General features: G+C 66.9%; 16 protein-coding genes and 1 tRNA gene. 2 read left to right on the plus strand and 15 right to left on the minus strand.

Annotation, left to right across the window (positions count from 1 at the left end; genetic code table 11):
• A partial coding sequence (locus ACZ6QO_RS36205) for a ricin-type beta-trefoil lectin domain protein (protein ID WP_465857761.1) occupies window positions 1-1,413 on the plus strand: 1,413 nt, incomplete at its 5' end.
• 135 nt (window positions 1,414-1,548) lie between these two features.
• Here the strand turns inward: ACZ6QO_RS36205 and ACZ6QO_RS36210 are convergent.
• Both ACZ6QO_RS36210 and ACZ6QO_RS36215 read right to left on the minus strand, forming a co-directional pair.
• Window positions 1,549-1,965 (minus strand): NUDIX domain-containing protein, encoded by a 417-nt coding sequence (locus ACZ6QO_RS36210; RefSeq protein WP_465857762.1) that lies wholly within the window; start codon window positions 1,963-1,965, stop codon window positions 1,549-1,551.
• Between the two features lie 190 nt (window positions 1,966-2,155).
• Window positions 2,156-2,374: a hypothetical protein gene (locus ACZ6QO_RS36215; RefSeq protein WP_465857764.1), complete on the minus strand. Its 219-nt coding sequence runs from the start codon at window positions 2,372-2,374 to the stop codon at window positions 2,156-2,158.
• 499 nt (window positions 2,375-2,873) lie between these two features.
• Here ACZ6QO_RS36215 and ACZ6QO_RS36220 point away from each other — a divergent pair.
• A tRNA-Arg gene (locus ACZ6QO_RS36220) sits at window positions 2,874-2,947 on the plus strand.
• Window positions 2,948-3,185: 238 nt separating this feature from the next.
• On the opposite strand, the gene ACZ6QO_RS36225 is transcribed toward ACZ6QO_RS36220, so the two are convergent.
• From ACZ6QO_RS36225 to ACZ6QO_RS36285, 13 genes are all read right to left on the minus strand, one after another.
• Window positions 3,186-3,407 carry a hypothetical protein gene (locus ACZ6QO_RS36225; protein ID WP_465857766.1) on the minus strand — a complete coding sequence of 74 codons (222 nt, stop codon included), beginning with the start codon at window positions 3,405-3,407 and terminating at the stop codon, window positions 3,186-3,188.
• Window positions 3,408-3,456: 49 nt separating this feature from the next.
• Window positions 3,457-4,800, minus strand: coding sequence for a tyrosine-type recombinase/integrase (locus ACZ6QO_RS36230; RefSeq protein ID WP_465857767.1), 1,344 nt, complete (start codon window positions 4,798-4,800; stop codon window positions 3,457-3,459).
• 14 nt (window positions 4,801-4,814) lie between these two features.
• Window positions 4,815-5,027, minus strand: a complete 213-nt coding sequence (locus tag ACZ6QO_RS36235) for a helix-turn-helix transcriptional regulator (protein ID WP_465857769.1) — start codon at window positions 5,025-5,027, stop codon at window positions 4,815-4,817.
• Entirely contained in the window at window positions 5,024-6,640 is a 1,617-nt protein-coding gene (locus ACZ6QO_RS36240; protein ID WP_465857771.1) for a replication initiator, read from the minus strand. The genes ACZ6QO_RS36235 and ACZ6QO_RS36240 overlap by 4 nt, the downstream gene beginning before the upstream one ends.
• Window positions 6,637-6,792, minus strand: a complete 156-nt coding sequence (locus ACZ6QO_RS36245; RefSeq protein WP_465857773.1) for a hypothetical protein — start codon at window positions 6,790-6,792, stop codon at window positions 6,637-6,639. Before ACZ6QO_RS36245 ends, ACZ6QO_RS36240 begins: the two co-directional genes overlap by 4 nt.
• Window positions 6,789-8,216 (minus strand): FtsK/SpoIIIE domain-containing protein, encoded by a 1,428-nt coding sequence (locus tag ACZ6QO_RS36250; protein ID WP_465857775.1) that lies wholly within the window; start codon window positions 8,214-8,216, stop codon window positions 6,789-6,791. Before ACZ6QO_RS36250 ends, ACZ6QO_RS36245 begins: the two co-directional genes overlap by 4 nt.
• 82 nt (window positions 8,217-8,298) lie before the next feature.
• Window positions 8,299-8,613, minus strand: a complete 315-nt coding sequence (locus ACZ6QO_RS36255) for a hypothetical protein (protein WP_465857777.1) — start codon at window positions 8,611-8,613, stop codon at window positions 8,299-8,301.
• The gene (locus ACZ6QO_RS36260) at window positions 8,610-8,882 is read right to left on the minus strand and encodes a hypothetical protein (RefSeq protein ID WP_465857779.1); all 273 of its coding nucleotides are present in this window, start codon (window positions 8,880-8,882) and stop codon (window positions 8,610-8,612) included. The genes ACZ6QO_RS36255 and ACZ6QO_RS36260 overlap by 4 nt, the downstream gene beginning before the upstream one ends.
• On the minus strand, window positions 8,882-9,319 hold the full coding sequence (locus ACZ6QO_RS36265; RefSeq protein WP_465857781.1) for a plasmid replication, integration and excision activator: 438 nt from the start codon (window positions 9,317-9,319) through the stop codon (window positions 8,882-8,884). Before ACZ6QO_RS36265 ends, ACZ6QO_RS36260 begins: the two co-directional genes overlap by 1 nt.
• Before the next feature lie 139 nt (window positions 9,320-9,458).
• The gene (locus ACZ6QO_RS36270; RefSeq protein WP_465857783.1) at window positions 9,459-10,292 is read right to left on the minus strand and encodes an integrase; all 834 of its coding nucleotides are present in this window, start codon (window positions 10,290-10,292) and stop codon (window positions 9,459-9,461) included.
• A gap of 12 nt (window positions 10,293-10,304) precedes the next feature.
• Window positions 10,305-11,147, minus strand: coding sequence for a sigma-70 RNA polymerase sigma factor region 4 domain-containing protein (locus tag ACZ6QO_RS36275; protein WP_465857785.1), 843 nt, complete (start codon window positions 11,145-11,147; stop codon window positions 10,305-10,307).
• A 216-nt stretch (window positions 11,148-11,363) separates the two neighbouring features.
• Complete coding sequence (locus ACZ6QO_RS36280; protein WP_465857787.1) at window positions 11,364-11,804, minus strand: ATP-binding protein; 441 nt, start codon at window positions 11,802-11,804, stop codon at window positions 11,364-11,366.
• Between the two features lie 97 nt (window positions 11,805-11,901).
• Window positions 11,902-12,741: a helix-turn-helix domain-containing protein gene (locus ACZ6QO_RS36285; RefSeq protein ID WP_465857789.1), complete on the minus strand. Its 840-nt coding sequence runs from the start codon at window positions 12,739-12,741 to the stop codon at window positions 11,902-11,904.
• Between the last annotated feature and the right edge of the window lie 235 nt (window positions 12,742-12,976).

Here is a 12,976-nt window from a genome sequence, read left to right on the forward strand (position 1 = left end):
TGGCTCGGCTCCGGCGCCAGCGCGCTGCTGTTCGACGGCAACGGCAACAAGAAGTCCGCCTACAACTCCGTCCTCAACGCGCTGAACAACGCCACGCCCAACCCCACCCCCACGCCGACAGTGACGCCGACGGTGACGCCCACCCCGACCACCACCCCCACCGACCCCGGTGGCGGCGGTAACGGCGAGATCAAGGGCGTGGCCTCGGGTCGTTGCGTGGACGTGCCCAACCGCTCCACCAACGACGGCACCGCCGTCCAGCTGTGGGACTGTAACGGGCAGGACAACCAGACCTGGACCGCCACCTCGTCCGGTGAGATCAGGGTCTACGGCAACAAGTGCCTGGACGCCGCCGGCAGCGGCAACGGCGCCAAGATCCAGATCTACTCCTGCCACGGCGGAAACAACCAGAAGTGGCGCTACAACTCCGACGGCTCCATCACCGGCGTGCAGTCCAACCTGTGCCTGGACGCCGTAGGCCAGGGCACCGGCAACGGCACCGCGATCCAGCTCTACTCCTGCCACGGCGGGAACAACCAGAAGTGGACCTGGAACGGCGGCGGCACCAGCACCCCCACGCCCACCCCCACCGTCACCCCGACGGTGACCCCCACGCCGACTCCCACCCCCACGTCGCCAGGCCGTCCGGCCATCGAGAACAACTACTCGGTCACCCGTGAAGGCGCCTACGGCACCAACCGCTACACCGTGTACCGGCCGTCGAACCCGTCGGCCGTGGCGGGCACCATGCCCGTGCTGGCCTTCGGCAACGGCGCCTGCGCGCACACCGACGGCAGCGAAGTGGTCCAGATCCTGACGTTCATCGCGGCCCGCGGTTTCGTCGTCGTGGACACCGCGTCGGTCGACGGCTCGTCGAACGGCGTGGCGAGCGGAAACCCGATCCCGTCACTGCTCACCGACGCGATCAGCTGGGCCCAGCAGGAGAACGCCCGCAACGGTTCGGCGCTCTACCAGCGCCTCGACCTGTCCAAGGTCGCCACCGCCGGCCACTCCTGCGGCGGACTCGAAGCGCTGATCGCCGGCGCGGACTCGCGGGTCAAGAGCGTCATCTCCCTCGACAGCGGCCTGTTCGCCGACGGCTCCTTCGGGTACTCCCGCTCGGAGCTCAACAAGCTGCACACCCCGGTGATGTTCATGGACGGCGGCAGCTCCGACATCGCCTATGACAACACGCGGGCCAACTACGACCTGGTCCAGGTGCCCGCCGTACTGGCCGAGCACCCGCAGGCCGGTCACACCGGGTTCATCACCGGCAGCCAGAGGATCGACGGCATGACGGCGGTGGTCCACTTCCTGGACATGACCCTCAACGGCAACGCCACGGCACGCTCGTACATCCTGTCCGAGCTGGCCACCAAGTCCCCCTGGTACGTCCGCACCAAGAACTTCTAAATACCGGACGACCTCAATCCGCCGTGACCCGCTTCCCAGCGGGTCACGGCGGATCGCTTCCGCGAGACGCCCGAACACGGAGCGCGAGTGCGCGGACCCGCCGATGAGCGCGCCCCCCTGGCTTCCGGAGCGACGTCACGTGACGAGCACGGCGGTGAGCATCGAGAGATACGACTCATGGGCGAGACGCAGGCTGTCAAGATCGGACGCCCTGAACCACGCCACAGCGTCGTGCTCGTCCGGCGCGGCGTTGACGGGTGTTCCGGTCCACCTGTCGACCAACCAGATCCGCATGTCGAACGCCGCGGTCCGGATCTCATGCATCGGCGGGCTGGACGGCTCCGATGCCGTGATTCCCAACTCCTCCCGAAGCTCACGGACAAGACTCTCCTTCGGGTCCTCCCCCTCCTCCACATGACCGCCCGGCAGGTCCCATACGTCGGGATACCAACGGCGTCCGGCACTTCGATGACACAGCAACACCCGATCGCCGTCACGAAGCACGGCCGTCACAATCCGGACCGGATCGGAATCGTCAGCGGAGATCGTCACCGGCACATTTTGACCCAAGCGGATCCGCCGCAGACAAGACACGTCCCGCCCAACACCCGTCACCGTGCATGAGCGGTGCACTGGCCGACGACAGACGTATCCCGCCCCCTGGGGTAGCACCCGAAGATCGGTGAGATTCCCCCAGGGCACCGCTCAAACCGTTCGAGGAAGAACAAATCCAACTTGATCGCTACTGCTGGAACACGATGTGCCAACCGAACCAGACCAACAACCCCAGCAGAGCCGCGCTGGCGGCGAGCCTCCAGTGCTTGACCGGATAGATGCCCAGCCACTCTCGGAGCCGCTCCGACAACGTGTCTCCCTCGCGGTGGTTCAGGAGCGCGATCGTCTCCAGAACGGCGAACGACCCGAGGACCAGCCCACCCCACACCAACCACGCCGTGTTCAAGACACCACCGCGATCCGCGCTCTCCCACCACCACGCACGCCGTCACAATTACCCCAAAATCCACCACCCCCACAAGGCCGACACCCCAACCCACCTCCAACAAGCCCTCCATCCAGTCCAGCGGCGGGCTCCTCCAGGACATAGGCGACGGGCGACGGGCGACGGGCGACGGGCGACGGGCGACGGGCGACGGGCGACGGGCGACGGGCGACGGGCGACGAAGAACAGAACCAGACAGGCCCTCCTCCACGCTCCCCGACTGCCGACTCCTCCTCACGCCACCACCGGGGCCTCCCCGGACCGCCCCTCCACGACCCCAGCCTCGGCAACACGCCGCCACCGACGGTCTCTCAGGACACCGGCGGCACCCACCCACATGCCCGATCACCCACCCGCCGCCCACCGGCCATACAATCCGGTACGGAGGACACACGGGCGGGGCGCGCCGCATCCCAAGCTGTACGCGGGCGCTCCACAGATCATGCACAATTATCCGAGAGCGCCCTTAGCTCAGCTGGACAGAGCATCGGACTTCTAATCCGACGGTCGCAGGTTCGAATCCTGCAGGGCGCGCCCTCAGGACCAGGTCGCACCCCTGCTGACCTGGTCTTTTCTCTTGATCAGCCCATGACGCCACCCGCAGCCGAATGCCACCAGAAGCAGCCCTCAGCGGGTGCTCACGGGAAATACGCGGGATGAAACCACGACGTTTGCCCAGGTCAGAGGCCAGTTTTCGGCCCTCTGCGGGATGAGACCCACCCGGAGAACGCCGAAGGGTCTCGGACTGATCCGAGACCCTTCGGCGTTGCCTTCAGTTCCCACCAACTTGCGTCTTGATCCAGTTGAGCCCGTCCTCGTAGGTACCGAACTCTTGCAGGTGCTGTCCCTGCGCATCGAAGACGTGCCACCGGTAGGGGCGTTGCCTCCCGGCCCTGACAAGGTCGTACGCCTCGTCAGCCGAGCGATACCAAACGCACACGCTCTCCGGAGGACGTGAGGGAGAGGCATAGGCGTACTCGTGGGTGATCGACATGCCCGGATCGTAGGGGTCGGCTGGACAAGGGACAATGCTCCGTCTGTCCTTATACAGCTAGCGCGTCCATGATCCGCTGATTGGCCATCTCGCGTTGGCCGTCGATGCACTTGGCGTAGACCCTGAGCAGCACGTCCACGCTGTGTCCGGCCCGTTCGGCTACATCCGGCGCAGGCACCCCGGAGTTGAGCCACAGGGACACCGCCGCGTGCCGCAGGTCGTACGGCCTGCCAGCCAGCGGCGACGCCACCTGATCAGGCGTCAGCGCGTACGTCCGCGCCTCCTTCCAGACCTTGGCGTACGCCGTCGTGGAGAAGACGCCGCCGGTCGCGGTCCGGAAGAGCCGACCATCACCCGCAGTGCCATGCCGCTCGATGTGCTCGCGCAGGATCTTCACCAGCTCAGGCGGGATGGGCACGTCCCGGATGGCCTTGCGCCGACGCTGCTTGAGCCCACGGACATCATGAGTGCTTCCCGAGTCGGAGAACCGCCGCCCGCTCTCCGGCCGCGTCTCCTCCAAGGTCAGCAGGCCCCACCCAGTTGCCGGAAGATGGCAGTCCTTCTCCCGAAGCCCGGCCGCCTCAGCTGGCCGCAGGCCGGCGAAGTACATGCAGGCGAACATGCCCGCCAGCATCGCTCCGCGAGACCGGCCGACGTACGTCACCGCGACCAAGAGCTCCCGAGCCTGCACCGGATTAACCACCACTCGCCGGTCCACCTCTCCGGACACCTTGGCGGGCTTCCAGTTCACCCGGCCCAAGGGATTTGCCGAAAGATCCCTCAGCTCGACGGCGTACTCCAGCGCGTGATGGAAGACCGCCCGCTTACGCCGGAACGTCGAGTCAGCCGCCCGCGTCCCGTCGAGGGTGACCGACAGAGCCTCCAACACGGTCCGCACGGTCTTGGCCTCTTCCAGCTCGACCATGGGCAGCGAGGCGGTGGCGAGCCAGCGCAGCGCTGCGGCGTGCTCATGGTCGAGACTCCCCCGCCGGCCATCAGGCAGGAAGACATGCCCTCGAAGAACCGATCGCAAGACCCGAAGGTCGGGCTTACTCGGCCGGTCTCGCAGCAAGGCGAGCGTGACGCCGGTCATCGTGTCGGTGATGCCCTCGCGCGACTTTGCCGCCGAGTGCTGCCACTTGGCCAGCACGTACGCCTGGGCGAACTGCAGCCATGTCCGCGCGGCCTTGGCCTTGACCAACGACAGGGGTAGGCCGCTCTCCACGTCGAAGGCCTCACCAGCCTTCGCCGCCTGCCGCATGTCTGACAGGAAGCTCTCGGCCAAGGCCTTGGTGCGCAGCGTCTTGGACCTCTCCCGGCCACCGACCTTCCAACGGACCTCGTACGACGCCGTCTTACTGGACTTGTTCCGGCGGACGTCCCAGAACTTCACGTCATAGCTGGTATTCACGCGGCCCTGCCATTCCGGGGGTCGGTCTCCCGTAGCGACTCAAGCCAGGCATCGAAGTCGCTGCGGTAGACACGGATCTCCCCGTTGGGCAGCTTGAAGCCCTTGGGCGCCTTACCGATTTCCCGCCAGCGGTAGAAGGTACGGAGCGAGATCCCGCCCAGCTCGGCGAGGATCTCGGGAACGTTCATCAGTTCGTCGCGCTTCCTCATGCGGCCTTCCCCTCGGTTGCCGAAAGATCGTGTCCGTCTCCTTGCGCCTGGAGCTGGTTCATGTGATTGCGCCACCGCTGCCGCTCATGGACCGACCGCAGCAGCCGTAGGGCCAGGGGTGGCACATTGGCATCGCCATGCGGGACGGGACGCCAGACGTAGCGGTGCGGGTCGGCTGGCTCGTCGGCGACGCCGAGGGCCTCCAGCACCCAGGTACGCCGGTCCTGCTTGTGCTCGCTCAGCGTCTTGTTGGACCACTTCCGCGACACCAGGACCCGCCGGCCCGCGTAGCCCAAGTGCTCAGGCTTGTGTGCCTTGCCCCGGCACCGGCCCGCAGCCATGCCCGCCTTGGCGCTCTTGGGCTGGACGCCGTACCGCAGCCAGTTCGGACACGTCGGCGAGCACGGCTCGAACCGCAACGCGTCCGCCAGTCGTTCGGCGTGAAGCCGCTGGGCGGGATTGTCGGCGTCGAGGGTGTCGCCGAGGCTCTTGGTGAGGTACTTGGACAGGTACCGGATGCACTGGTCGGCGTCCTTGGTCCCGGCGAGCACGCCTTGCACGTCAACTTGGGTGCCGAATCGGACCACATGCAGCGGGTCCGCCTCCTCATCGGCGTCGAGCTGGTCGAGGGCTTCGTCCCAGGTCGGCAGGACCTCACCGGTTGCCGGGTCGAGGTAACCGATGCCATCGGACCAGACCGGTAGGTGATCGCCCTGGTACTTCACTTCGTCGATCGCCGGCCACCAGACCTGGTGGTAGGTCGCCCCGGCGATCTGCTTGATCTCCGCACGCGGCAGCGTCCCGCGGACGGCCATGTGCAGGTGCGGGGCGAGCCGCTTCTGCGGTTCGACGGCGGCGAAGTACTGCACGTCGAAGCCGGCCACCCGGCGAAGGTTCTGCACGAACCGGTCCACCAGCTTGGAGAAGTGCAGCGCATCCCGAGCAGCTCGGACGTAGTCATAGGTGCTCGGGTCGACGGGGACGCCGTCCTTAATCCGCCCGTACGACGGCAGGGTGAGGGTCAGGAACATCGACGGCCGGAAGACCTTGCCGTCGGGCGCGTGGAACACCCGGCCGAGGGTCGTCGCGCTCATCTTGCGCCTGGGCAGATCCGGGGCATCCTGACGCCGCTTGGTGGACCGGCACCGCTTACCCGCCGTCCGGCCCAGGACGTTGCCGCGCATCCCGGCGTTGTTGATCTCCTCGTCCAACTCGGCGATCGCCGCATCCAACTCGTCGGTGGACCGCCCCGCAGCTTCGGCCTGATCCCGCCACACCTGAGCGTCGGCCCGTACCTCAACCAGGCAGCGCTGATAGTCGTCCGCCTCATCGGGGGTGTGGATCGGCTCGGCTTCCAGGTGCCAGCCCTCCCGGCACTGCGCCATCCGAAGCTGCCGGTTGCGCTTGGCGCAGGAAGGGCACTTGGACTCCAGCGTCGCGCCGCAGGGAACATCGATGATCTCGGACTTGCCGGTCGCGAGGTCCAGCCGTTGGAGCGCGACGGGACGGATGCACACGCCGTACTGCTTGGCGATCTGCTCTACGACATCCCGCGCCAGCGGCATGGCCATCCGCACCGCCCGAGGCAGGGACCGGTCGTTGGCGTTGGTCATTGGTCATCACCACCGTCCTCCGCCGGCAGCGTCACGGCGGTCTGTCCGCACTCCTGGCACTCGACCAGCCCGCAGGCCGGGTCCAGCCACAAGACGTTGATGCAGCGGCACACCTCGCAACGCAGGCCGTCGAGTAAGTGAGTCAGCGTCATACGGCCTCACCCACCGGGGCGAACTCGGCCGCCATCGTGCGGATGTCGGCGTCGGAGACATACGCGGCGCGAACGCGTACCGGGTCGGGGCTGGTCTCCAGGCGGACGTATCCGATGCCAGCCCCAACCTCCGGGCGGGGTGAGATGAGGTCGGCCAGCGCGCCCCGATCGCGGGCTCCGTCGCCGAGGACCATGTCCACCTGCTCGGACTCGTCCAGCCGCAGAGCGATCTTGTCGGGGAACAGGTTGCGGATGTTCATGACCTCCTTGCGCGGGTCCTGCAGCGCGGCCAGCACGCCGACACCGACCGCTCGCCCTTGAGTGGTCAAGGTGGCAAGGGCAGCGGTGATGCGCTGGCGAAGGTGCTTGTCGGGCTGGTAGGCGGTCAGGAAGGCGACCTCGTCGACGACCACCAGGACGAACGGGTCCTCTACGGTAGGCGTGTGGTTGCGCTGGACGCCGGCGAACCGGCCCGCCCGCTCCTGCATGACCTTGACCGCCGCATCCAGCAGATCGGCACACGCGTCGGGCTCGGCGGCGTAGCGGTCGCCGAAGATCTCTCGCCCGTAGGACAGCTCCATGAGCTTGGGGTCCAGCGCCCACACCTGCACCAGTTCGGCGCGGACGGCGGGCAGCAGGCCGCGGATCGCTGACCAGATCACCGAGCCCTTGCCTGCCCCGGTGGCTCCGGCGACCAGGACGTGGGTGCCGTGCAGCTTGAGCAGCCACGGGTGGCCGTTCTCCTGCATGCCGACCTGTACCGGCCCTGCCGAGGCAGTCTGAGGTATGGGGAGGGCTGGAAGCGGGACGGCGAGTGGGTCGCTGCGCGGGAAGGTGAGCAGGAGTCTGCCGGAGCGTTGGACGGTGATCCGGCAGGAGATGGCACCGAACCCGTGGGCGAGATGCTCGGTGCGGTCGATCCAGTCGGTGACGGCCTGCCCCGACAGCATCTTCACCGTGACCAGGTCCGCCCACGGCGTGCATGCGACGGCGAGCAGCCGGGGAAGGCAGTCGCGCCCTCGCAAATACCGCCCGAGACCGGAAACGATCATCACCGGCTGCCAGTGACGCCGGTAGACCGAAACCAACCGCCACCAGGCGAGCAGTGGCCAGCCAACCAGCCGGAGGAACGATGGCCGGTCGACCAGCGCCCAGGAGACGCAAGCCGCGACGGCCAGGCCCGCGAGCGCGAGGACGTGCAGGTAGCCGTACCGGGTCCAGATCACGCCAAGGCCGACGGTGATGGTCAGCGCGATCGGATGACGCCAGACCAGGCTGATCACGCCGGTGAGCATGCGCCAGACGGCGATGGCGACGGTCAGGATGGCCGGAGTCTGAACAACGGCCGGGCGGAAAACGACGGCGGTGTCCGGCGTGGTGGAGACCAGGCGTGCCGTCTCATCGCCGGGAAGCTTCTTGAACATTAGGCTAGAGCCCTCTCTTGATGTTGTGTCCAGGGAGATGAGGGGCCGCCGGAAGTACCAGTTCCAGCGGCCCCACCACATGTCAGGCCTCGGCGCGGGCGGCTGGAGGCAGGTGGCGCTTGGCGTGCAGCCGCTCGCACTCCGACAGGTAGCGCGCCGCCGCGTGGGCGAGCTCGCGGGCCAGAGCGATGTCGGCCCGGGTGACAGGGCCGCCGCCGGTGCTGGAGATACTCACCTGGCCATCGGCGCTGGAGATGTCCAGGCAGGCCCGCTCATGGTCGATGCAGAAGACCGATACTGCGAGGTCAGGTGTATAGAAGGAGACGTCCAGGCAGGTGATCCCGTCGTCGATCGCGGCTCGCAGGTGGGTGTAGGGCTGGTGCTGGTTGTCCCTCACGCAGCCGCCCCGCGTCCGTTGGGCAGGCCGTGGTAGCAGCGCTCCACCGAGGTGGCGAACTGGTGGGCCTGGTGGGCGAGCTGGCGGGCGAACTTCAGGTCGGTGGCGGTGACCTCGTCGCCGGTGGAAGTGGTGACCAGGACCGACAGAGCGCCGAAGTCCAGGGCCAGGACCGGAGTGCGGGCGGGGTACGGGTGGTTGATCGCTTGAGCACCGCTGCCGGTGTTGAGCGTGATCGTGCTGATGCGGGCAGTCCTGCGGCGAGCCATCAGGCGGCTTCCTTTCCAGAGACGTTGGTGTGCTTGACCGCGGCCGAAGCCGCAGGAGTCGAACTGACGTTGCGCGGAGCGCGCATCTCGCGCGCCTTGACCGAGTAGGTGAGCCGACCGTTGCCGTTGACGTACGGCGTAACGGCGAGCTGGCCGAACTCCACCGGAATGAACGGCAACCCCGGCATCGGCGCCGGAGGCACCGGCTGGACCGGCGAGGTGATCTTGACCTTGACCGTCTTCTCCCGAGCATCGGGGTCGCAGTCGATCACGGTGACCTGCCAGACGAACTCGCCCGTGGTCTTGTCGCGGGCGTAGACCGGCTTGGTGGCGGTGGAGGCCTCAAAGTCCTTGACCTGGTCGACCTCACCGACCATGAAGCAGCCGTTGGGGAACACATCCTCGAACCGGATCGGGATGGCACCTCGGATACCCATCGCTTCATCTCCTGTCGATCCCCCTAGACAGCTATAGCGGAATCGCTGAGACGAACCGTCTAGGGGGCTATGCAAAAGAAGATAGGCAGCGTGAAGCCCGGTTGTCTAGGGGCATGGACGCAAAGTGGCGTGTCGCTTACTAACCGTCGCCGAGAGCTGTGACATAAGCGGCCGTAGCGTCATCAAACGCCTTGCCGCGAGGCCAGCGACGCCCCTCCAAATCAGAACGCTCGGCCTGCCGCACCCGGCCGATCAACTCACCGGGACCGGAGGAGTCGAGCAGATCCAGCAGCTGCCACCAGGTGGCCAACTCGAACCGGTCGACCAACCGAGAAGCCCCATCACTCAGCACAGCAGCCGCACGAACCTCGCCAACAGGCATGGCGCCGCTCTGTGCCTGATCTCCGGCCGAAGGGTCCACCGAGGCGACCCAGAAACCATCCTCACGATTACGGTGCCAGCGCATCGCCTCGACGTACTGGACATGCGCTCGCTGATGTTCCGGGCTGCCGCCGGGCAGTGAGTCCATGAGGATTCGATAACGCGCACCAACCCGCGCTTCCCGATCGTCACAGACGACCACCGGCTCGGGTGACCCGGCAACGTCCAAGACAAGGACAGAGTCGGCCAGCACCAGCCACTCCAGCATCTCGCCGGTCCGGCGAAGCATCACCACGGTGGCCGAAGGCGAGCCGGCATGGGTTAGATCGCAGCTGGACGCGTGCAGACCGGCCACGACCTTGATCCCATCGGCCAGGATCTCGCCCAGCGTGCCGGCGCTTTGGGTCACCGACGCGACGAGGGTGGAGCCGAGCGTGTGGGAGTACCAGGCCACACCGTGATGACAACCGCACTCCACGCCCGGCGGCGTTCCAGCGCCATCCAGCAACACGACCGCATCCGGTGTGGCAGCGATGAAGTCTTCGTTCAAGCGGCCGGGATAGGCGGGCTCGGTGGCGAAGGTCAACTGCACGTCGCGTAACCCCTAGTCCTCGTCGTGGCGATACAGCGGACTGACCAGCTCAGCCTTCAATGGCTCCCCGCTGTCGGGGTCGTACTCCACCCCCACCACCGTGGAGAACCGCTGGTCCCCCACCTGCCCCCACAGCGTCACGGTCTCGCTAGCCAGCAGGTGGATCACCCCGAGCGACCCATTGGGATGGATCCCCGCGATGATCAGAAGGCTGCCGTTACCGTCCGGCCGAGGCAGGCGTCCCAGATACGCAGCGTCCGTGGCGCGAGGCGGGTCGGTCTGCGTGCCCGAGCGGTAGACAGTCCCGGTGCGGGTGTCGCGCAGCAGCCAACCCTTGTCATCGTGGTCCCACCGGATCACCGGGTCCTTGTCGTAGCACTCGCTTACCGCCGCGGACATGCGCGGCCCGCAGATGACCAGCAGGCCAGGACGGTTCAGGTCGATGTCACCGTCCACCGAGACGTTGTCGGAAACCACGCTGAGCCCGTAGCCGCGGACAAGATTCTCCAACCGGCTCCCTGCCCGCATGTCGTCCAACGCCACCACCGATCGCCCGGTCGCGGGATCAAGCCGAAGCGGAGTCACCACCGTCACTGCGCCCGTACCGAAGAACGCCCCTTCCGGCGCCGGCCCGGTGTGCCGGATCTGGTGAATCCGGCCCCGGGTGAGGCCGGCGGCCTCGGCGATCTGGGCGTAGGACATGCCTTGGGCGTGTAGGTCCTGGATCACCCGGCGGCGCAGCCGAGCCAGCTCGGTCACCTCTTGCTGGGCGGCGTTGAGCCGCTCGGTGGCCGCGCGCAGCAGGACGTACGGGTCCTCGATCGCGGCGATACGCTCAAGCTCGCTGGATGGCACGGCCGGTTCCTCTCGGTGATGCTCCACCGAGTCTAGGCCCCTAGACGCTTTGTCGTCTATTCCCCTAGACAGTACGCGTTTGAGCTGTTCATCACCTTGAAGGCTTACCGCCCTTATGTTCCACCTGCGATTGGGCACGCCGCGCGGACTCACCGTAGACCCCGCTCAGCGAGCCGCACGCGACAAGGACCACGCTCACAACGGGAGGGCAGCCGATCAAGCACGTGACGCCTCGGAGCCCGGCAGAGGTGCGGCCGGAGCGTTCTTGCCCGCATTGACCAGCAGCAGCACCCATACGGTGCGACCTCGTTCGTCGCCGCGGATGCCGTAGGTGTCGGCCAGGGCGCCGACGATCATCAAGCCCCGGCCGCCCTCCTCATCGTCCTCCGGGGAGAAGACGCTGGGGCCGTGCGCGGCGCCGGCGTCGACGACGCCCAGCCAGACCCGGTCGTGCTGGGCGTGAATCATCACCTGAAACTGCCCGCCGAACCTGCCGCTGGCGGTGTGACGGACGGCGTTGGCGGCCAGCTCGCTGACGATGAGTTCTGCCGACTCTACGATCGGCCAGCCCGCGAGGAAGGTCGTGACGAATCGGCGGGCTTCCCTGACCGATGGGGAAGTGCCGAGGAAGGACCGGGACATGCGCCATGCGCTCATGGTTACGCTCCAAACGTCTAGAGGGCTATACACCCACGTCACGAGCGTATGACCTGCCCTTGGTCATCCTCAAGGAATTCGACGCATAAATGCGTCACTACTCTAACTGGGCCGCCAACTTCCGAAAGTCCGCCCCGATTTCACCCAGAAAATCCCGCAGAGCATCCCCGTACACCGCAGCAGCCGCGAATGCCTCGAAAGCGTCCTCATGCGTCGCAATCTCACCCGGCTCGGTCAACGTGAGATCACCCGTCAGGCTCTCCACCACGCTCACGGCTCCATCGACGAGCGTGAACCCATGCAACGGAAAGGCCGGCGCTTCAGTCCTCCAAGGCACCACACCCAGCCGAACATGCGGCAACGTCGACACCTGAACCAACCGATCAAGCTGAGCGAGCATCAACGACGGGGACCCGGGCCATGTTCGCACCGCCCCCTCCGTCAGCACGAACGCGAACTTCCGGCTCTCCTCAAAGAGCACCGCCTGCGCCTCGACCCGCACGGCCGCCGCCTTGGCCGCGTCCTCCTCATCCACATCCCGGCCGACCGCCAACGCCAAGCGCGCGTACTCCGCTGTCTGCAGCAGCGCCGGGATCATCGCCGAGGAGAACACCGCGATCCACTGAGCCGAACGAACCCGGGCAGCATTCGCCGCCTCCCGGCCGGCCAGCCCACCCCGCAGCCGCGACACCTCATCTCGCAACCGCGCCAGCAGCGCATCAAGCTCGCCGCGGTCCCTCTCGCCGAGCTCCAGAGCAGCCGAAACCCGCTCAACAGTCTCCGGTGTAGGAAGAAGCTGCCCCGTCTCGATTCGCGAGATCGTCGGCTGCCCGACCTGCGCCCGCTGGGCCAACTCCTTGCCTGTCAACCCAGCCTCCCGACGCAGCCGCCGAAACAGCTCCCCCAGCGCCCGCAACCGATCCCGCCGCTCCTCCACACCGAGCGTTCTACCATGCTTGCAACCTACGCACAGGCGCTCAGCAGGAACGACATCTCGCGCACGAATAGGCCGACCGCAGGCGCACATGACAGTGCTGCCGACACTAATCCGATGGATATGGACATTAATTCTTCCACTTGCTAACCTCATCCCATGACTCGCCTTCCGAGTTTCGACCCTCTTCCCTGGCATCTGCGGGCACAGTCGGCACCATCAGTACCCGGGCCGCAGG

Source organism: Sphaerisporangium sp. NPDC049457 (genome assembly GCF_055586705.1).

What these genes read in the sequence shown, in the direction of transcription:
- ACZ6QO_RS36225 (WP_465857766.1), bottom strand. Translation starts at nt 3,407, where the DNA reads ATGTCGATCACCCACGAGTACGCCTATGCCTCTCCCTCACGTCCTCCG.
- ACZ6QO_RS36235 (WP_465857769.1), bottom strand. Translation starts at nt 5,027, where the DNA reads ATGAGGAAGCGCGACGAACTGATGAACGTTCCCGAGATCCTCGCCGAG.
- ACZ6QO_RS36240 (WP_465857771.1), bottom strand. Translation starts at nt 6,640, where the DNA reads ATGACCAACGCCAACGACCGGTCCCTGCCTCGGGCGGTGCGGATGGCC.
- ACZ6QO_RS36245 (WP_465857773.1), bottom strand. Translation starts at nt 6,792, where the DNA reads ATGACGCTGACTCACTTACTCGACGGCCTGCGTTGCGAGGTGTGCCGC.
- ACZ6QO_RS36250 (WP_465857775.1), bottom strand. Translation starts at nt 8,216, where the DNA reads ATGTTCAAGAAGCTTCCCGGCGATGAGACGGCACGCCTGGTCTCCACC.
- ACZ6QO_RS36260 (WP_465857779.1), bottom strand. Translation starts at nt 8,882, where the DNA reads ATGGCTCGCCGCAGGACTGCCCGCATCAGCACGATCACGCTCAACACC.
- ACZ6QO_RS36265 (WP_465857781.1), bottom strand. Translation starts at nt 9,319, where the DNA reads ATGGGTATCCGAGGTGCCATCCCGATCCGGTTCGAGGATGTGTTCCCC.
- ACZ6QO_RS36280 (WP_465857787.1), bottom strand. Translation starts at nt 11,804, where the DNA reads ATGAGCGCATGGCGCATGTCCCGGTCCTTCCTCGGCACTTCCCCATCG.